This is a genomic window from Bacillus sp. B15-48 (assembly GCF_016879755.1).
Taxonomy (GTDB): Bacteria; Bacillota; Bacilli; order Bacillales; family Cytobacillaceae; genus Mesobacillus_B.
On the sequence record NZ_WOFU01000004.1, the window covers coordinates 244,024 to 263,461 of the forward strand.

16 protein-coding genes and 1 pseudogene are annotated in these 19,438 nt (G+C 36.9%); 1 reads left to right on the forward strand and 16 read right to left on the reverse strand.

All coding sequences use genetic code 11. From position 1 onward, the window contains the following. Nucleotides 1–90 precede the first annotated feature (90 nt). From ltrA to GNT69_RS14590, 10 genes are all read right to left on the reverse strand, one after another. Nucleotides 91–1,908, reverse strand: coding sequence for a group II intron reverse transcriptase/maturase (ltrA, locus tag GNT69_RS14545; RefSeq protein WP_481747641.1), 1,818 nt, complete (start codon nt 1,906–1,908; stop codon nt 91–93). 840 nt (nt 1,909–2,748) lie between these two features. Continuing rightward, nucleotides 2,749–5,706, reverse strand: a complete 2,958-nt coding sequence (locus tag GNT69_RS14550) for a Tn3 family transposase (protein ID WP_203555705.1) — start codon at nt 5,704–5,706, stop codon at nt 2,749–2,751. Nucleotides 5,707–5,740: 34 nt separating this feature from the next. After that, nucleotides 5,741–6,292, reverse strand: coding sequence for a recombinase family protein (locus GNT69_RS14555; RefSeq protein ID WP_203555706.1), 552 nt, complete (start codon nt 6,290–6,292; stop codon nt 5,741–5,743). A 311-nt stretch (nt 6,293–6,603) separates the two neighbouring features. Further along, the gene (locus GNT69_RS14560) at nt 6,604–7,242 is read right to left on the reverse strand and encodes an ATP-binding cassette domain-containing protein (RefSeq protein ID WP_203555707.1); all 639 of its coding nucleotides are present in this window, start codon (nt 7,240–7,242) and stop codon (nt 6,604–6,606) included. Between the two features lie 15 nt (nt 7,243–7,257). Further along, nucleotides 7,258–8,346 carry a permease gene (locus GNT69_RS14565; protein WP_203555708.1) on the reverse strand — a complete coding sequence of 363 codons (1,089 nt, stop codon included), beginning with the start codon at nt 8,344–8,346 and terminating at the stop codon, nt 7,258–7,260. Nucleotides 8,347–8,737: 391 nt separating this feature from the next. Continuing rightward, nucleotides 8,738–9,514 (reverse strand): ABC transporter permease, encoded by a 777-nt coding sequence (locus GNT69_RS14570; RefSeq protein ID WP_203555709.1) that lies wholly within the window; start codon nt 9,512–9,514, stop codon nt 8,738–8,740. Between the two features lie 33 nt (nt 9,515–9,547). Beyond that, nucleotides 9,548–10,483 carry an anti sigma factor C-terminal domain-containing protein gene (locus tag GNT69_RS14575; protein ID WP_203555710.1) on the reverse strand — a complete coding sequence of 312 codons (936 nt, stop codon included), beginning with the start codon at nt 10,481–10,483 and terminating at the stop codon, nt 9,548–9,550. Then, on the reverse strand, nt 10,470–10,970 hold the full coding sequence (locus tag GNT69_RS14580; protein ID WP_203555711.1) for an RNA polymerase sigma factor: 501 nt from the start codon (nt 10,968–10,970) through the stop codon (nt 10,470–10,472). Before GNT69_RS14580 ends, GNT69_RS14575 begins: the two co-directional genes overlap by 14 nt. A 166-nt stretch (nt 10,971–11,136) precedes the next feature. Beyond that, nucleotides 11,137–11,340, reverse strand: coding sequence for a 2OG-Fe(II) oxygenase (locus GNT69_RS14585; protein ID WP_343206505.1), 204 nt, complete (start codon nt 11,338–11,340; stop codon nt 11,137–11,139). 103 nt (nt 11,341–11,443) lie between these two features. Further along, a complete protein-coding gene (locus GNT69_RS14590; protein WP_203555712.1) occupies nt 11,444–12,196 on the reverse strand; it encodes a glucose 1-dehydrogenase in 753 nt (250 codons plus the stop codon). A gap of 212 nt (nt 12,197–12,408) precedes the next feature. Here GNT69_RS14590 and GNT69_RS14595 point away from each other — a divergent pair, with 212 nt between their 5' ends. Beyond that, entirely contained in the window at nt 12,409–12,660 is a 252-nt protein-coding gene (locus GNT69_RS14595) for a hypothetical protein (protein WP_203555713.1), read from the forward strand. Nucleotides 12,661–12,772: 112 nt separating this feature from the next. Here GNT69_RS14595 and GNT69_RS25525 read toward each other — a convergent pair. The 6 genes and pseudogenes from GNT69_RS25525 to ilvD form a co-directional block, all read right to left on the reverse strand. Continuing rightward, nucleotides 12,773–12,894: pseudogene (locus GNT69_RS25525) on the reverse strand (NAD(P)-dependent oxidoreductase); the annotation flags it as partial. A 47-nt stretch (nt 12,895–12,941) separates the two neighbouring features. Beyond that, nucleotides 12,942–14,819, reverse strand: a complete 1,878-nt coding sequence (htpG, locus tag GNT69_RS14600; RefSeq protein WP_203555714.1) for a molecular chaperone HtpG — start codon at nt 14,817–14,819, stop codon at nt 12,942–12,944. A 140-nt stretch (nt 14,820–14,959) separates the two neighbouring features. Next, complete coding sequence (locus tag GNT69_RS14605) at nt 14,960–16,090, reverse strand: NADH-dependent flavin oxidoreductase (RefSeq protein WP_343206506.1); 1,131 nt, start codon at nt 16,088–16,090, stop codon at nt 14,960–14,962. A 165-nt stretch (nt 16,091–16,255) separates the two neighbouring features. Beyond that, entirely contained in the window at nt 16,256–16,798 is a 543-nt protein-coding gene (locus tag GNT69_RS14610) for an NADPH-dependent FMN reductase (RefSeq protein ID WP_203555715.1), read from the reverse strand. An 18-nt stretch (nt 16,799–16,816) separates the two neighbouring features. Beyond that, nucleotides 16,817–17,569: an IclR family transcriptional regulator gene (locus GNT69_RS14615; protein WP_203555716.1), complete on the reverse strand. Its 753-nt coding sequence runs from the start codon at nt 17,567–17,569 to the stop codon at nt 16,817–16,819. 147 nt (nt 17,570–17,716) lie between these two features. Further along, the gene (gene ilvD / locus GNT69_RS14620) at nt 17,717–19,402 is read right to left on the reverse strand and encodes a dihydroxy-acid dehydratase (RefSeq protein WP_203555717.1); all 1,686 of its coding nucleotides are present in this window, start codon (nt 19,400–19,402) and stop codon (nt 17,717–17,719) included. Between the last annotated feature and the right edge of the window lie 36 nt (nt 19,403–19,438).

The window sequence follows — 19,438 nt, forward strand, 5'->3', positions numbered from 1 at the left end:
ACACCGTACGTGCGACTTTCACCGCATACGGCGTTCTAACTAATCCAATTCATTCAGTATTTTTATGTATATGCAAGATGAAATGTAGAATCAAATAGCTTCGTTCAGGCATTGCTCACGCAATTCATTGATCTTTTCTAGTTGCTTTTTATTTAACTTTAGTGCGTTTAACAGCACTTGTATTTTCTCTTGATTTCTCATATGAATGAGGCGATGAACAGACTCATGCAATATCGTTAAATTCCCGTATGAATCATCTTTTGTAAGATAGTACGGTGTTTTATGATGACAATGCCAATCGTCCAGTCCTAATTCGATTCCTGTAACTGCACATTTCCCATATTGTGCGATAAACCGGCTAATCCGATTGTCGTTGTATTCAATGGAACGGCTTGGAATAAATTGTTTCATCACGTAAGAGAGTGTTTGCTTATTAATGGCTCGCAAGTTCTGATGAATTTTATCCCTGCCTGCGGTAGTATAATTACAGATTGTTTGAGAGAAATTTAGGTTTATCCTACAGCGTTGGGCATGGATTGGCACAAGTACCATTCCTTTTATTTTATAGAGCTTACACTCATAACCCTCATACCGTTTCTGTAAGGATTTTGTGAAGTCCTGAAACGATGCTTCTTTTTTCATTTCTTTTAAACGATTATATAACGCTTTATGAAGACGATAGTTCAGCTCATTTAAATCATCTGTGATGTGTGACGCAGCCGAATAATAGTTTTGAATTCCCATTATAACTGTATTAAAGCGCCAAACATTCTCGGTTGATTGATGTTTCTGAATCGCTTTGATTGCTTGTTTTATCTTTATCTGTACATTTTTGAGCGCTTTCTTTGTCATGTGTGAGCGAGCGACATAGAGGGTTCTTTTATTCGTTCTTTTCCGATGTGCTTTAAAACGAAAACCTAAAAACTCTGATGAGTTTTTCTTTAAATTGACCACTTTTGATTTTTCTTCGCTTATTTGAAGATGAAGCCTGTTTTGAAGAAAATCTTTTACTGCATAATACATTTTAATAGCTTGTGAACGAGTACGGCACAGTATTTTAAAGTCCTCTGCATATCTCACAATATAGCAATGTTTTAAATTTGATTGTTTCAATGCACTATATCTACCACCATACGTTTTATATGGCTTTCGTGTTTCAAAACTTTCCCATTGGCGACTGACCCACCAATCTAACTCATTTAATACAATGTTTGATAAGAGAGGTGATAAAATACCCCCTTGAGGTGTACCTTTCGTTGGGAAACCTTCGCCAATAATTTCGGCTTTTAAAAGACGTGAGATGATAGAAAGCAGTGACTTATCTCGAATACCTAATGTCCACATTTGTTTTAATAATTTAGAGTGGTCTACATTATCGAAAAATCCTTTTATATCAACATCTACACAATGATATAGGCACGCCCGGTTAATGAGCGTTTCAAACCTAGCTTTCGCATGATGTGTATTACGATTTGGTCTAAAGCCATAACTATGTTTATAAAACTTCGCTTCACAAATGGGCCCAATCACTTGTAAGATGCACTGTTGGAACAGTCTGTCCCAAATCGTCGGAATTCCTAAAGGGCGTGTTTTTCCATTTGCCTTTGGAATAAAGACCCGACGAACGGCTTGAGGTCTGTAGTGTTCAAACATTTGTTGTATCGTCGATACAACTTCTGATACAGACAGTTTCTTTAAATTTTCAATCATTAATCCATCATATCCAGCCGTTTTACTGCCGGTATTTCGTTTAATATTGCGATAAGCTAATCGAATATTCTCATCGGATTGCATTAAATCTAGTAAACCATAAAAATTTTGACCATTAGCACTTTGAGCATATAGAGAATCAAAATGAGATTGCATGTCATAATACTCGTTGTGCCTCAGTTTCTTTCGTTTTAACAAGTCGGTGGCTCCTTTTGGAGCTGAACCTCTATTAGTCTCACGAGAACCTTATTAATCGTTGAAGAACTGCCTTGCATGGTGAATGAATCTTTTATTAGTCTAGTGGCTATCCCTCCACGTTCATTACACGCTTTAACGGTACTGTGCCACCACTTTCACTGATATAAAGAAAAGTTATACATTCGCTATTCTCACAAATGTTTTCCTTTCCAACGCTTCACCAAGAGTAAGCTCTCCACGTTATCAGCTTACAACGTTGAATTACATCTATTATGGAACAAACTTAGGTGCCTCCTATGAGCCTGTTAGCATTGCATGTGCCTGAAACACAAGATGGACTTTTATATTGTTGATTCTTACTCATCCACAGCTAACCTCACTTTTAGTGATATACACATTTCTATGTATTGCCAGTCTAGACCCGTACATTCAGAGGTTCGTCAGCAATAAGGTTTACTGTCCTATTACGTTGCATTCTCACCTTATTTGTTCAACCCAAGCACCATGATTTACACCACCCCATCGGGTAGGGTTTCGTCAGCCGAACTGTTACGGTAAATTCTCGCGCCTATTAGCCGAGCTTATAACACACTTTTCCTTACTATATAGCGTGCTATTCGACGCAGGGGAAGCCTTTCAGAGCGTTACCTCCTCATTCGACTCCTTGATATAACCCTTCAGTTTTAGAATTCTAAAACTGCCTGACCTTTACCGAAATTGTGTGACCACATTTCATTTGAGTCAGGAACATTTCGCACCAACTATCTGGCCCGTTTGTTGAATTGTCACAATTTGGTTTCCCAACGTAATTGCATCAAACTTTTCAAATCAACATTTATTTTATTGATTAAGGGGACGCAACGAATGTAGGCTTGCGATTTTCTTCATATCAAAGGTGTATTCACCAAGAAAATTGATATGTTCCCATCCCAATGGCGAAATATGTTTTAGTAAGTCTTCTCGTAAAATCCCTTTTTCCTTCAGCAAATTTGTTGCTTCGGTTAGATATACGGTATTCCATACACTAATGGCGTTAATTATAATATTTAAGGCACTTGCACGTTGAAGTTGGTCTTGTAGCCCTCGTTCCCGTAACTCACCCCGTTTTCCAAAAAATAATGCTCTTGCCAAGCCATTCATTGCTTCCCCTTTGTTCAATCCCCTTTGAATACGCCTACGAAGTGCTTCATTAGATATGTAATCCAAGATAACAATAGTTTTTTCAATTCTTCCCATTTCTCGCAATGCAGTAGCTAACTTGTTTTGCCTTGCATATGATCCTAATTTCCCCATAATAAGTGAACCGGATACTTTTCCTTCTCGAATAGAATGGGCTAAACGGAGTACATCATCAAAGTTTTCTTGAATAACCTTTATGTTAATCCGTCCACGAAGTAATTTTTCTAGGTTGGGAAAATCACTTGGTTTTTGAATGGTATATAGTTTGGCATCAGCTAGATCACGAAGCCTTGGTGCAAAACGAAATCCTAACAAATGACTTAAACCAAAAATTTGATCGGTATAACCGGCCGTATCAGTATAGTGCTCTTCAATATTTAATTCTGTTTCATGATGAAGTAATCCATCGATGACATGGACGGCATCTCTCGCATTTGTATTAATAACTTTCGTATAAAAAGACGAAAATTGATCACTGGTAAACCTGTAAATGGTTGCCCCTTTCCCTGTGCCGTAATGGGGATTTGCTTCGGCGTGCAACGATGAAACACCAACTTGTACTCGCATTCCGTCAGATGAAGATGTGGTGCCATCTCCCCAATAAGAGGCTAGAGCAAGCTTGTGTTGGAAATTTACCAAAGTGGCCTGTGCTCGATTTATAGCATCATCATACAAGCGCCACTGTGCGGCATTTGCCATCTGGTGGTAGGAAACTCCAGGCGTAGCATCTGCCATTTTAGTCAATCCGATATTCGTTCCCATTGCCATGAGCGCAGCCATAAGAATGATCTTTTCTTCACCCTTTGGAGGGCGATTTGTTGAAGCGTGTATTAACATTTCGTCAAACCCTGTCCAGTGGGCTACCTCCATTAAAAGGTCAGTAAGCTTAATTCTTGGCAACATATTATATAAGGATAAACTGAAGGTTCGTGCTTCTTCTGGTGTATCCTTTTCCAGACGATCCACTCTGAGCTTTGCTTTTTCGATATTTACTCCTTCAAGACTATCAAGGTTATTTGAAACCCATGTAAAGCGTTCGGCTAGAGCATTCCTTCTTTCCTCAAGGTATTCCTCTGCTGATGAGCGAACTGCCAATCTAGTATCTGTAAGATTGGTTGTTGTCCATTCATTTTTAGGAACAAGGTACTCCTCAAAGTCTTTATGAAGCCTACTACCTACTACAGATACGTCCCCCGAACGAATATGATTTTTTAATTCCGTTAGGGCAGCCATTTCATAGTAATGTCGATTAATTGTTCCTTCTTCGTCGTACACATGCTTTTCCCATCGTTTTGGGACGAAATCTAATGGCGCTCCATCTGGTACTTTTCTTTTTCCTGATTCATTCATCTCATTCAATGTTTTTAATGCACGTAATAATGGTTCAGCTGCATTTGTAGAGCGAAATTCTAATGATTTAAGAAGAGTAGGGGTATACTTTCTTAGATAAATAAATCTATTCTCTAGCAAGTCAAGGTAATCATAATCCATTGGTCGTGCTAATTTTTTTGCTTCTTCAACGGAAATAACGATTTTATTCCAAGGCATTACCTTTTCAATGGTGCTAAATGGATCAAGCCCTTCATCTCGTGCTTGAATAAGCGCAGCCCCAATATCTGCAAAATGAACAACCTTTTCATTAACTGCTTTTCCATTTTCCTTTTGCATTTCCTCTTGTGTTTTACGACCTTTCGATTGTAAAATCATCATTTGCCGATCGTGAATTTCAATTGCTTGGTCAATTAAGTCCTGACTCAGTGTTCCTAGATATGCTACAAGAATGGCATATTTCTTATTTTCTTTAAATCTGCGAAATGAATGGGGTTCATAACGTGCTCCGATACGTGATAATTGAAGCAATCGATTGGGATGTACTTCATGTATATTTGTCGGAAGCTTTAACTCCCTAATATATTCCAAGCGCTTTATTACTTTTAGAAAAGCATCAGGTGATGACTGACCGAGAATTTCCCTTAACCATGCTAATGGGGTTTTCCTGCTTTCCACAAGTGGATCGATAAATTCATCCAATTTTTTCTTTTGCCAGTTTGAAAGAGTCCCGGTTAAGGATTTAAAAATCTTTTCCTCTGCTCTCCGACGAGTTTCCCAGACAAGTCTCTCTATTGTAGTCATTCCAGGAAGAATTATTTTTCGATTCCGAAGTTCTTCTTGAACAGTTCGAAGTAGATACATGGAATTGCCATTTTTAAGAGCATGTTTCAAAAGATACTGAGCTAACTCTCGATATTTACTTTCAGAAAAATTCTGGTATCCGAATACCTGTCGAATTTCTTCCATATGTTCATGCTTGGTTGGGTCACGTTGGGCATATAAAGAAAAAGAATCGGGATTAGCATTTATTTGTTTTGCTATATATTGGATTAGATAATCTGGTATAGGTTCAACATCTGTGAGAGACCACCCAGGATAGCGCAATACACATAATTGGACAGCAAATCCTAAACGATTATGATCTCTTCTATGTCGTTTAATAACTTCCAAGTCATATTGCGAAAAAGTATAATAGATTTCCAGTTCCCGTTCAGACATATCGGATGGAATCCGAACAAACTCAGCTCTTTGGTCTACTGTAAGTAATTCTTTCCCTCTTGATGCCATGTTTCCCACATCCCTTCAAAAACATAGATGTATTCTATTTTTCTAGATATCGATAAACGGTTGTTCGGGAAACACCCCACCTTTGAGCAATATCCGTAATGGGTGTCCCGTTTGCTACCAATGTCTTCAACATTTCTAATTCTTTTTTATCCAACTTCTCTGGTCTTCCTCCTAATCGCCCCCTTGCTCTTGCTGCAGCACGACCAGCTGTCGAGCGCTCGTGAATAAGATTTCGTTCAAACTCAGCAAAAGCTGCAAAAAGATGAAACATAAGTTGTCCTGTTGCACTAGCCTTGTCCATCGTAATATTTTCCTGCAGGCTATGGAAACTAATACCTCGATCATTTAGATCATTTACAATTTTAATTAAATGCTGCATATTTCTCCCTAATCGATCCAAGCGCCAAACTACTATCGTATCACCAGAGCGTGCAAATCGAAGTGCTTCTTCCAACCCTTGTCTTTTGTCTTTGGTGCCACTAATTTTATCTGTAAATATTTCTTCGCAACCATGTTCTCTAAGAGCATCCAATTGTAAATCAAGATTTTGAATGCCTGTTGAAACACGAGCATATCCTACCTTCATTAATTTCCCCCCTTGTTTAATTTTTCTGCTTTATAGTAACATAACTTAATGTTAGGGGTAATATCTGAACATAGATTTCTTTACAGGGTTTATGAACACATATAATAGGCAGAAGGCTAGAAAACTATTTAAATTTTACAGTGTTCAGAAATTGATGAGTTTTGTAACAAACAGGGTATTCCATAAAACGGAAACTCAGTTTATGGAATACATAAACAGATGGTGATTTTTAATTTTGGTTAACAAGCACGCAATTGTTGGACAACTTTTTCTTGTTACTCAGCAATCCCTTATTCACCCCTTATGTTTAACTATCTAACCTTTTCAAGATTAAACTTATTAATTCTATAAACTTCATCACAGAGAAGATCAATGTCATCTTGATTGTGACTTGTAAGTAAAATTGTTCTACCTTCATTTTTAAACTTTTGAATCAATTGGCGTATATTTTCAACACTATCAGCATCAAGAGCATTAAATGGCTCATCCAAAATAAGCGTTTGCTGGTCTTCCATAATAGCCTGAGCTATAGCAAGTTTTTGCTTCATACCAAGAGAATAATTTTTTACTTTTTGTTTCGCCTGTGGCTGCAAGCCGACTAATTCCATTGTTTGCTTTATTTTTTCATCACCTATTTTGCCTTTAATCATTGCTAATGATTTTAAATTATCAAATCCCGATTGATTCGCTATATAGCCGGGGCGATCAATAATAATACCAAAATTGTCTGGAAAACGTTTGTTTTTCCCAAGCTCTTCTCCATTTACAACGACCTTTCCTACATCTGGGAATATAAATCCACACATTAATTTAAATAATACGGACTTTCCCGATCCGTTTGGGCCCGTAATACCGTAGATTCTGCCTTTTTCCACGTCAAAATTTAGGTTTTCAAAAATTGTTTGCCCTTTATAGGATTTGTTTACATTTGATACGTGTATTAATGCCACTTATTTTCTCTCCTTTTATAGATTAATATCTTTTCGATTTAACAGATAAATTAAGATTCCAACCTCCAGTAAAATATACAATAATAGTAAGAGGCTTATTGTATACGTGGTGAAGTGACCTGTCAGATACCCTAAGCTATTCAATCCAACAGGAAGAACTTTGATTAAATTCAGACCCGGAAACATAAAAATAGATAATATCCCGATGGCAACCAAGCTATAAAAAGGTTCGGCAGTAAGCCAGGAAATCATAAATACAAGAAGCACATAAAATGTAATCTGAAGATAACCATTTACAAAAAATTGATAGTACTGATCAAAGGTTGAAAAGGAACTTTCAAAGGTTGTTGAAAAGCCCAGTGTTCCACCTACTAATCTACCAATGATGAAGCTAGTCAATGCGAGTATGGTTAAGTAGACTAATATAGAAAATGCTACTTTCCGATACCATTGCCAAAACCATCGATTTATTGATTTGTATCGAATGATCATATAATGACTAATTTGCGACAGAACCTTTTGTAGATGCAATTGAACAACATATACAAACCCGAAATATAGGATAAAGTAGGATAAAAAATTAAAAAAGTTAAACCCTTCAATAGACCCTCCAAAAAAGATGTAAAAAAACTTGTCACCAATTGTTTGTGTACCGTGTACGGAGGTGCCTTTCCACAATATCGCACTAATTAATAATAGAAAGATAAGTAAAGTTCCCTTTCCTTTGAAAAAACTCCAAACATGTTGGAAGTTATAATCGATTTGACTAATTAATACAATACTTAATAGTAGAACCGTTCCTACAGCGATAAAAACCACAAAGCTATTATTATTGATACCAATAGGCAATGAAATATAATTTAATGGATACAACGAATCTGGAAGATATTTACCTGAACCGATTACCCATAACCCCGTTAAAATCATTGTAAAAATCGTTGCAGTCCTACTTTTTGTCACAACATAGATAATGGCTAACAACAAATGAGTAGCAACCATCGAAAATGTAAATAAGAGTAGGTGAGATAAAAGTGCCAAAACTGGATAATTGAAATACTTTTCCAATATTTGTGATCCAAAACTAAAATCATTAATTTGGCTCAATTCACTCCATCCGAAGGAAAACGGCATACCAATTATTGAAATCACAATGATAGCAATCCATAAGAACATTAATTTTCCATACATTATGATGAAATTTTTCAGCGTATAAAAAATCCAATTCTTATAAGATCCAAAGCGAATCAATATGTGATATCCAGAGTCCTTTAATAAAAAGGAGACAGAGTGCCAAATCATCCATGGAAATAAAAAATATGTGATGAAATATCTTTCACTAAGTGATGTTAGTATAAGATCCCAACCATTGTATGTTGTGTTATGCTTTATTGAAAACATTGCAAGTCTATTTATATGATTAACACCATATAGGTACATAATTGCGCCTAAACCTATCCACTTCATAAAAGATAAGCTCCAAGGATTTTCTTTTAAATTATTCATAACGGGTATACAGCTTCTTCCTTACATTTAAAATGAGAACCATGGTGATGAGGCATAAAACCGAAAACGGAATAAAAACAGTCCACAAGGGTTGCTGACCAATACCAAACGGGAACACTGAATCCATAGGTGAAAACTTATCGAGATGGAATACTTGGAAAATAAACACAATCACCATATAGCCAGCAAAGGGGATAGATAATGCTACAAATGAATTGTTTAACAACTGTAAGAGTAAGAAGGCAATTGTTGCATAATACATCCCGTTCAATCCAACCCAAGCTGAATAAATCAGCCCATATGTGAGCGTTCCATAAGGTAGGAGCTGTTCAAAAGTTGTTACAACCTTGGGACTAGTATCAGGTGGATAAAGCTCAATGATGCCTAAATTTGGTTCAATATAGATAATAAATAGGAACGGTATAAACACCATTAAAAACGCTGCACTAAAAGAAAGTAGTGCATTTACTATTGCCTTACTGCCAATATAATCTTGCAATGAGATTCGAATTCTTGCATAGGGAATGAAATTATTCTTCTGTTCACCAATAAAACGGATTGCATAAATTAAAACCATCAAAAGTGGCAAAAGAATAGGTAAAAAACCATTATTGACACGTAAAAATATTTCTAATTGCCTATAGTAGACATAGTTATTCATAACAAGTAAAAACTGTATAGTTGGAAATACCAAAATCAATGCCATCCAAATGATTAGCTGTTTTACTGTTATTGCTTTTTTTATTTCCGATTTAATCTGACCGAGCATTTTATTCTTCCTTTCTTTTATAGGATATAGATATTAATGTAAGTCTTCTGCCATCGCTCCTAAAACAACTGCTCTTGCAAAGGCTTGGCCATTTAATTTAGTTAAATCTTCTGTTTTTCCGGTCACAACAACCCCAATGATATGGACATCATCTTCTGTCGGTTTCTCATTTCCACCCCGTAAAACATCGTAAACTCTTTTATATTCTCTCTTATATCTACCTTCTTCTTTATATCCCTTTTCAATTGAAACAAGAAAGTCATTTTTTGGATCAACATTGTTACTATTATGAGCAATACCGTAAACTTCTAAAGAAGAGTCAGGAGAATCAAGTTTTTCTGGATTTTCATAAGTGTCCACCCAGTACCATGCAGGATTCACTCCATTAGGAAGCATCTTTTGAATTTCATCAATTGAATATGGCTTATCGAAGGAAATCGCCATCTCAGCAACTTTTCCCGGATATCTCCCCATAATTTTCGCATCATTTTGGTAGGCACTGTATCTTTTCATAGGATGATAAAACTGCATATCTCGCTGCATTGAATTGATGTGGTAGGAAATTCCACTTTCTCCTTCAGGAACTTTTATAACATTAAACTTGTCCTTCCTAGAAAAATTATTTAAAAAGTTATATTCATAATTTTCTTTTCCTAATGGAACGGGTATGCCTTCAATCACTTTATACGCTGTATATTCTGCTTCGCCACCGAACAAACCATAACGAATCATTGTTTCAACTAGTTGGGTATTTGGCCGGGTAATTTTATTAATATCGTCAATCTCAAAACTCATATTTATATAACTTCTATTCGAAAGATGGTTAATGCCTAAGAACATCGTTGGGACAAGAACCAATGTCACAATAGCTGAAATAATAATTTGTTTAATTACAGATTTTCTTTTTGCCTTTTTTAACATTTTGTTGACTTGTTCATCACCCAGCATGGGTATTTTATCTTCTTTCATGTTCCGACCTCCTGTATACTTTTTCAAATTGTTTTCTCGCCCTATACATCCACGTTTTTACTGTTTCTTCTTTCATTTCAAGGGTGTCTGAAATTTCCTTGTAGGAATAATGAAACTCGTATTTTAACAGTAAAATATGCTTGTATTCTGGTCTAATTTGATCGAGAAGTTCGTTAAATTCATTTTTTTGCTCAGATGTTAATATAATTTTTTCCGGTCCTTCTTCATCGATAAGATGCTCTGGTTCAATTGGGATATGTATCTCTTTTTTCTTTTTTCGATACATATCATAAAACCGGCTCATTGCTACTTTGAATAACCATGCATTCAATTTATCATTTGGAATTTCTCCTAAATATGATAAAGTCTTTATCATCGTATCTTGAATAATATCTTGTGCATCTGCTTCGCCGACACCCATTTTAAGCAAATATCGGAAGAGCATATTCATTTTATTTTTTAAAAAATCATCTAATTCATATGCCATTTTTTCCTCCTTTCATAAAGTAAACGAATCTTCCTCTCTCTTTGTATACACTTTTTTAAAATAAAATATAAATAACCCACATCAAAACAAATGTGGGTAACAAATCAATTCTTTAAATCGTTATAAAAGTTCATGAAAAATCGGCTTTTTTTATGTCGAAATTTGCTTAGCGTATGTTTTCCGCGTTTTGTTGGTGGGACCCCTTATACAAATAGTAGAGGGGGAATTCGGTCTCGCCTCCAGCTTTGACATCGTTCAAGTAGATTAAAAAGGTTGCCACACGCTGCCCGCCTTTATCGTGGTCTACTTTATTAGGAGAGAAATAATCAAAATGTGGTTTATACTCCTCACCAATCCAATAATTAAGCACTTGCAAACCTTCGCCATTTCCAATCTCTCAGTTCAGTTGAAATATGTCTGATCTTTTCCATACATACAACCCCCTCTGGATTTCTCTACTTACTCCAGCTTCTTTATTCCTCTTCATAAATCATTTTCTTTGTCATTCCACCATCTACTATTAGATTGATCCCGTTTACAAAATTGTTTTCTTTGGCTGTTAAATATAAACAAGCTCTTGCAACATCTTCAGGGGTCCCAACTCGCTGCGAAAAATGTTGTTCATGGTCATTCACTGTTAAATTCGCGTAATCTTTCGTTTCAATCCAACCAGGTGATATCGCATTTACCGTAATACGATAAGGGCTGAGGGAAGCGGCAAGCGCATGAGAAATCGAAACCACTCCTCCTTTTGATGCGGCATAACATTCAGAGTGTGGTTCAGACATAAGGGCTCTAGTGGATGCGATATTAACAATACAGCCTCCATCCTGATTTTTACGCATATATTTTGCTGCTTCACGTGAAGCAAGAAAAACACTTCTTAAGTTCGTATAGATTGAATCATCCCACTCTTCAATGGTCACATCAAAGGGCGATTTAAATAATCCTTTTCCTGCATTATTAATTAAAATGTCAATCTTCCCATATGTATCATAAGCAGTTTTCATTAACGAAATGATTTCGTCTGGTTCTCTAATATCTGTTTTAACAAACAGTGCGTTTCCCCCCTTCTCGCAAAAATAAGCAGCTACTTTATTCCCTTGCTGTTCATCCACATCTGCTAAAAGAACGTTTGCCTGTTGCTTTACATACAAATTTGCAATCGTTTTTCCGATTCCATTAGCTGCACCTGTTACAATGACTGTCTTGTTAGAAAAACTCATAGAAGGATTCCTCCTCGTTCCTTTATTTTAAGGTTCTATATATAATTTATCGTGGTTTTTGCTATTGAACAACAGTAATAACTGAAATGCACTTACAATAGGTCTCCAATTATTTCCTGATTTTTTGCCTAATCAAGGCACAAACCCAAGAAGAATAATAGGTAAATGCATATAATTCAGTGAAATATAAATTTTGAGGAGGAATTTTCAAGATGAATACTGGTTTTCATTATGGACAACAAATAGGAGTAAATCCATATGATACGAGGATAATTGGTCGCCCATGGGGGTTTGGACGTCCGTGGGGGTTTGGTAGACCTTGGGGCTTTGGGCCATGGGGCTTCGGATTAGGCGCGCCGTTACTTGGAGGCATGCTAGGAGGAATGCTAGCCGCTCCATTATTTGCCGCTCCATTTGGATACGGTGGCTTTGGCTATGGCTATGGCGCTCCATTCTTTTGGTAACCTTTATTATTTAAGAGAAAATAAAGAAGCTTCCAGTTGTGTTGGAAGCTTCTTTTCCTATGAAGAGAGGAATTGTTCTAATATATAAGTGTTGTTCCATTATGACATAATTTCAAGATGACATCACCTGCCCGCCATTTACATGATTCGTTTGTCCGGTGACAAAACAAGAATCATCAGAGGCTAATTAGACATATGTTGGTGCAGATCAAATGGCTGTCCTTGCTTATTTAAAAGAGAAGCCCTGTATATAAGGGATACAGGGCTTCTTGATTGAATGTTTACACCATCACTTTACAAATATCATTTGTAAATTCAACAGGATCTTGAATTGGCAACCCTTCAATGAGGAGTGCTTGATTAAATAATAGGCTTGTGTAAAGTGTAAGCTTTTCTTTATCGTTTGCAAATGCTGTTTTTAATGATTCAAATACTTCGTGTTGGACATTGATTTCTAAAACTTTATCTGCTTTTACGTTTTGATTATTTGGCATTGTTTGAAGAATCTTTTCCATTTCGATTGAAATTTCCCCTTCAGTTGACAAGCAGACAGGGTGTGATTTTAACCGTTTTGATGCACGAACATCTTTTACTTTTTCAGCTAATATTTCTTTCATTGCTGCAAATAATTCTTTATTGTCCTGTTTAGTCGTTTCTTCGGTTTTATCGCTCTCATCTTCAATGCCTAAATCACCGCTTGAAACAGATTTGAACTCTTTTTCTTTATAGTTCATGAGCATTTTAATCGCAAACTCGTCAATTTCTTCTGTGAAATATAAAATTTCAAAGCCTTTGTCGGCAACAAGCTCAGCCTGTGGCAGCTTTTCGATTCGTTCAATCGATGCTCCTGTAGCATAATAAATGTATTTTTGTTCCTCCGGCATTCTTGATACATATTCATCAAGTGTCACGAGTTTCTTTTCTTTTGATGAATAGAATAGCAATAAGTCTTGTAAGATTTCTTTGTTGGCGCCGAAGTCATTATAGACGCCAAATTTCAGCTGACGACCGAAGGAGTTGAAAAATTGATCATATTTTTCTCGATCATTTTTTAATAACGATTGTAATTCGCTTTTAATTTTTTTATTAATATTCTTGGCAATTAACTTCAATTGGCGGTTTTGCTGAAGCATTTCCCTTGAAATGTTTAGTGATAAGTCTTCAGAATCCACCATTCCTTTGACAAAGCTAAAATGATCTGGAAGGAGGTCTGCACATTTATTCATAATTAAAACGCCACTAGAATATAATTCTAAGCCTTTTTCAAATTCCTTTGAATAATAATCAAATGGTATGTTTTCAGGGATAAAAAGAATGGCATTATAGCGAATAGAACCATCCACACTAATATGGATATGCTTTAATGGCTTGTCAAACCCGTATTGTTTTTCATTGTAAAAGTTTGCATAGTCTTCATCAGTAAGTTCACTTTTATTTTTTCTCCAAATTGGAACCATGCTGTTAAGCGTTTGTTCTTCAGTAAACTCATCGTACTCATTCTCGCTGCCTTCTCTTAAACTTCTTTCGGTAATGTCCATTTTAATTGGATAACGAATGAAATCAGAGTATTTTTTAATGATTTGCTTTAGTCGATATTCTTCAAGGTATTCATCAAAGCTTTCATCTTCCGTATTTTCCTTGATTTTAAGGATGATTTCCGTTCCAACGGTTGATTTTTCAACAGGTTGGATCGTATACCCATCTGCACCTTCAGATTCCCATTTATAGGCTTGATCAGCTCCTAAAGCTTTGCTAATGACCGTCACAACATCTGCTACCATAAAAGCCGCATAAAAGCCGACTCCGAATTGGCCAATAATATCATGTCCATCTTTTAGTTCATTCTCTTTTTTAAATGCTAGTGAACCACTCTTTGCAATGATACCTAAATTGTTTTCAAGTTCTTCTTTCGTCATGCCAATTCCGGTATCCTTGATTGTTAACGTTCGATCTTCCTTATTTGACACTACTTTTATGTAATAGTTTTCTTTATTAAATGTGAGGGAATCATCTGTTAAAGCCTTGTAGTAGATTTTGTCAATTGCATCGCTTGCGTTCGATATTAACTCTCTTAGAAACACTTCTTTCTGAGAATAAATGGAGTTGATCATCATTTCTAATAGCCTTTTTGATTCTGCTTGGAATTGTTTCTTTTCCATATCAACCTCTCCTTTCACGTGATTTAGTAAAATCGTTTAGCACTCAATTATGCTGAGTGCTAACCATTATTAAATATCATGAAAATTATGTTTATGTCAATAGTAACGAGAGTTTTATCTATAAAAAGGATAGGGTACTCCTATCGTACAACTCGAAACCAACCCTCTACTTCTAAAATTAACTTCCATAAAGGAGTTGGAATGACAGCTTGATTCTGGTCGGAAGATGTTAGCTCGTGTCTAATGGTTTCTTCATTATTCTGTTGTACTTTTTCAACCCAATGAGGGTCAACCACTATTGCTCGTCCGAGTGCTACAAAGTCTGTTTTTCCTTTCTCAAATACGAGTGCTGCTTCCTCTGGGGTATGAATATTTCCAACCCCAATGATTGGCACACGTCCGTTAACATATTCAGCAATTATTTCTGTACGTGATTTATCACTATCAATTCCTCTACGCGGTTTAGCCCAAGCGTTCGTTGTGGCAATATGAAGATAATCGATATTTGCTTGGATTAATACATCTAATAATTCAAAGGTTTCTTTCATCGTAATACCTGGTGTTTCTGGTTCTTCAGGTGAAAAACGATAACCAATTAAGAATGGTTTTGTCGCGTTTTCTTTGATCACACGTTGCACTTCATCAATTAGTTTTATTGCAAGCAAATTGCGATCTTGGAACTCATCTGTTCTTTGGTTCGAATGTGGGGAAACAAATTGTTGAAGTAAATAACCTGTTGCGCCGTGCAATTCCACTCCATCGAATCCAGCTTCAATTGTACGGCGAGTTGCATCACCAAAGTCTTTTATCACTTCATATACTTCTTCCGTAGTTAATGCTCTCGGTGTTTGTTCAATACTATAAAAGCCTCGATCGCCAAGAGGTGCGACTGCACTTGCACTCACGGTTTCTCCATTCGGAATAAGTCTCGGGACTGCTAAGCGACCACCATGATAAAGTTGAACGACTCCTTTCGCGCCACCAGAGTGAATGACATCTGCTAATTTGGATAGACCGTTAATTGTTCCATCGTGATCAATCCCCATTTGACCATCAAAGCCTTTCCCATTTTTTGAAACATAAGCGCATGCGGTAATGACCGTACCAACACCATTTGCACGTTCTCTGTAGTAATCAAGTTCTTCCTGTGAAACATAGTCATTTTCATCTGCAGAAAAAGTTGTCATCGGTGCCATTATAAGTCTATTTTTTACGTGGACCCCACCTTTAAATGTAAAATCTTGAAATAAGTTTTGAACGTTTTCCATCATCTTAAATTCTCCTTGTAAAAACACCTCTTCCAGTGAAAGAAGAGGTGTTGTATTTTTAGCTAATAACAGGAAAAATAAACTATTAAAATTTATTGTTTCCAAACGTATCAGTGCAACTACGCCCTTGTCTGCGACCTTAGGGATTTGTCAATCGGCGAGTTTTCTTTATACGTATTGTTTCATCCAATCTTGGAAGTTAGCAATTACACCATCTATGTAGGCGATCGTTGAATCGTCTGTTAAGTTTCCTTCAGCATCGAATTTCTCATGCACTGCGCCTACATATACTTCATTCCCACCTAGTACGGGAGAATTTAAACCACTAGCAAATAGAATGTCGCGCAAGTGCATTTGGGCTTTGACAGAACCTAAAATCCCCATTGAAGAGCCCATGATAATAGATGGTTTTCCATTCATGACCTTATCTACGCGACTTAACCAATCAATCGCATTTCCCAATACACCTGGAATGGAAGAATTATATTCAGGCGTTACCCAAAGAACGGCATCAGCTTCTTTTACCTTCGCTTTAAAGTCAAGCACTTCTTGCGGTGCATCTAATTCAATATCTTGGTTGTACATTGGGAGCGGAGCCAAGTCTAAAATCTCCACTTCAAATTGATTAGCATACCGTTTTTGAATATGTTTCGCCAGTTGTAAATTATATGAATCTTTCCGAATACTTCCTACAATTGCTACTACTTTCATTTTGTTAACCTCCAAATATTAAATATTGACGAGGGTTTCTATTTCTTTTGAAATGGCTTTACTGCCTGCATGTAACTTTGTGGCAATCTGTTTAATATTGCTACGAGAGATCTGATTGGCAGGTGCTGCGATGGCTAAGGCAGCGATGACTTCTTGATTGCGAAAAACAGGAACAGCGACACAGCGAATACCGACAATACGTTCCTCATCATCAAATGCATAACCATCTTCACGAATCGCTTTTAAATGATAGCGAAATAGTTGTGAGTCTTGAAACGTATTTTTTGTTGCACGTTCGAGTGATAGTTTAGTAAGTAAAGACGCTAAAGGTTTTTCATCTAAATTTGCTAAGATTACTTTACCTAAAGCAGATTGATGCAGTTTTGACCGATTTCCGATTTCTTCGTCTGCTGACTCTCGGAATGGAGCATGTAATACTTGCGTCATCACAAGACTGGTTCCGTCCACTTTTCCAATATAGGTACTCATTTGTGAAATTTGTGCGACTTGGTAAATCGAACGCAATGAAGCCCAATCCATTTCTGAACGTTTCGCAAAACTTTCGCAAAACATTTTATGATGAATAAAATATTGAGTTTGAAGTTTATATACATACTCCATTTCTTCTAACGTTGTTAAAATTCGGAAAGTCGTCGATTTACTTAAATTCAGTTCGCCCATCACTTCTCTTAATGTAATGCCTTTACGCTGTTTCACTAACTCTAAAACGAGAAGTCCTTTTTTTAATGTCGATACTTCATTTTGTGCCATTTCATCACCTCTGTCTGTTATTAGTATAGTAGTTTTATTATATTGACTCAAAAAATACAAGTAAAGTTTCATTATATGAAACTAGTTCTAGGATAAAAAAAAGCAGAGGAACAATGTTTATGTCCCCTGCTTTTTTTAATTTTGAAGTTAAATTTTCATTACTCCGCCCGTGCTCGCATTAGTTACGAGCTTAGAATAACGTGCTAAATAGCCTTTTTTAACTTTTGGTTCAAATCCTTTCCAAGTTGCTTTCCGTTGTTCGAACTCTTCATCAGAGATTTCAAGCGTAATCGTACGGTTGTTTAAGTCAAGTTCAATCATATCGCCGTCATTAACAAAAGCAATTGGGCCCCCTTCTGCCGCTTCTGGGGAGATATGACCGATACTAATTCCACGAGATGCTCCTGAGAAGCGTCCATCTGTAAGTAAGCCGACTTTTGCTCCAAGGCCACGACCGACAATTTGGGAAGTTGGCGCAAGCATTTCTGGCATCCCAGGTCCACCTTTAGGTCCCTCATAGCGAATCACGACAACATGGCCTTCTTTTACCTTTCCAGTAATGATGCCAGATAATGCTTCCTCTTGAGAGTCAAAACAAATGGCTGGTCCACGATGATAGCCGCCTACCGATGAATCAACGGCACCAACTTTAATAATCGATCCTTCAGGTGCTAAGTTACCAAAAAGGACAGCTAGTCCCCCGCGTTCAGAATGTGGATTATCTAATGGACGGAGGACATCTTTGTCTAGAATTTCACAGCCTTCAACATTTTCGCGAAGCGTTTTCCCTGTTACTGTTAACGCATCTCCATGGATGGCATCAGGCTTTTTAAGAAGTTCATTTATGATTGCACTTACACCACCAGCATTATGCACATCTTCAATATGATAGTCTGAAGCAGGAGCAATCTTTGCAAGATGTGGTACGCGGTTCGCCACTTCATTGATTCTTTCGATTGGATAATCAATTTCTGCTTCATGAGCTAATGCTAATGTATGAAGAACTGTATTTGTTGACCCACCCATCGCCATATCTAAAGCAAAGGCATTATCGATCGCATCAATTGTTACAATATCCCGAGGTTTAATATCTTGTTTGATTAGTTCCATTAATTGTTTCGCTGAGCGTTTAACAAATTCTTTACGATCCTCAGAAATAGCAAGGATCGTTCCGTTGCCCGGAAGTGCAAGACCAAGACCTTCAGCTAGACAGTTCATTGAGTTTGCAGTGAACATTCCTGAACAGGAGCCACAAGTCGGGCAAGCGACTTGTTCGATTTCTTGTAATCTAGCTTCATCAATTTGACCAGATTGATAGGCACCTACTCCTTCGAAGACAGAAGTTAAATCTAGTGCATTTCCAGCTGCATCACGACCTGCTTTCATCGGGCCACCACTAACGAACATCGTCGGGATATTCACACGAAGTGCTCCCATCATCATCCCAGGTGTAATTTTGTCACAGTTCGGAATACATACCATTCCGTCAAACCAGTGAGCAGATACAACTGTTTCAAGTGAATCGGCAATGATTTCACGGCTAGGCAATGAATATCTCATCCCGATATGTCCCATTGCAATCCCATCATCTACGCCAATTGTATTAAACTCAAATGGGACACCACCAGCTTCTCGAATCGCTTCTTTTACTAGTTTCCCGAATTCTTGTAAGTGAACATGGCCTGGTACTATATCTATATATGAGTTGCAAACAGCAATAAATGGTTTGCCAAAGTCCTCTTCTTTAACACCGGCTGCACGCAATAAACTACGGTGCGGGGCACGGTCAACCCCTTTTTTAATCATATCACTTCTCATTTTCGCCTCAGACATTCGCTGTGAACCTCCATTTATCTCTAAATTAAATAA

Excerpts from the sequence above, each read along its gene's own strand:
- GNT69_RS14550 (WP_203555705.1), bottom strand. The coding sequence starts at position 5,706 with ATGGCATCAAGAGGGAAAGAATTACTTACAGTAGACCAAAGAGCTGAG.
- GNT69_RS14555 (WP_203555706.1), bottom strand. The coding sequence starts at position 6,292 with ATGAAGGTAGGATATGCTCGTGTTTCAACAGGCATTCAAAATCTTGAT.
- GNT69_RS14570 (WP_203555709.1), bottom strand. The coding sequence starts at position 9,514 with ATGCTCGGTCAGATTAAATCGGAAATAAAAAAAGCAATAACAGTAAAA.
- GNT69_RS14575 (WP_203555710.1), bottom strand. The coding sequence starts at position 10,483 with ATGAAAGAAGATAAAATACCCATGCTGGGTGATGAACAAGTCAACAAA.
- GNT69_RS14580 (WP_203555711.1), bottom strand. The coding sequence starts at position 10,970 with ATGGCATATGAATTAGATGATTTTTTAAAAAATAAAATGAATATGCTC.
- GNT69_RS14590 (WP_203555712.1), bottom strand. The coding sequence starts at position 12,196 with ATGAGTTTTTCTAACAAGACAGTCATTGTAACAGGTGCAGCTAATGGA.
- GNT69_RS14595 (WP_203555713.1), top strand. The coding sequence starts at position 12,409 with ATGAATACTGGTTTTCATTATGGACAACAAATAGGAGTAAATCCATAT.
- htpG (WP_203555714.1), bottom strand. The coding sequence starts at position 14,819 with ATGGAAAAGAAACAATTCCAAGCAGAATCAAAAAGGCTATTAGAAATG.
- GNT69_RS14605 (WP_343206506.1), bottom strand. The coding sequence starts at position 16,090 with ATGATGGAAAACGTTCAAAACTTATTTCAAGATTTTACATTTAAAGGT.
- GNT69_RS14610 (WP_203555715.1), bottom strand. The coding sequence starts at position 16,798 with ATGAAAGTAGTAGCAATTGTAGGAAGTATTCGGAAAGATTCATATAAT.
- GNT69_RS14615 (WP_203555716.1), bottom strand. The coding sequence starts at position 17,569 with ATGGCACAAAATGAAGTATCGACATTAAAAAAAGGACTTCTCGTTTTA.
- ilvD (WP_203555717.1), bottom strand. The coding sequence starts at position 19,402 with ATGTCTGAGGCGAAAATGAGAAGTGATATGATTAAAAAAGGGGTTGAC.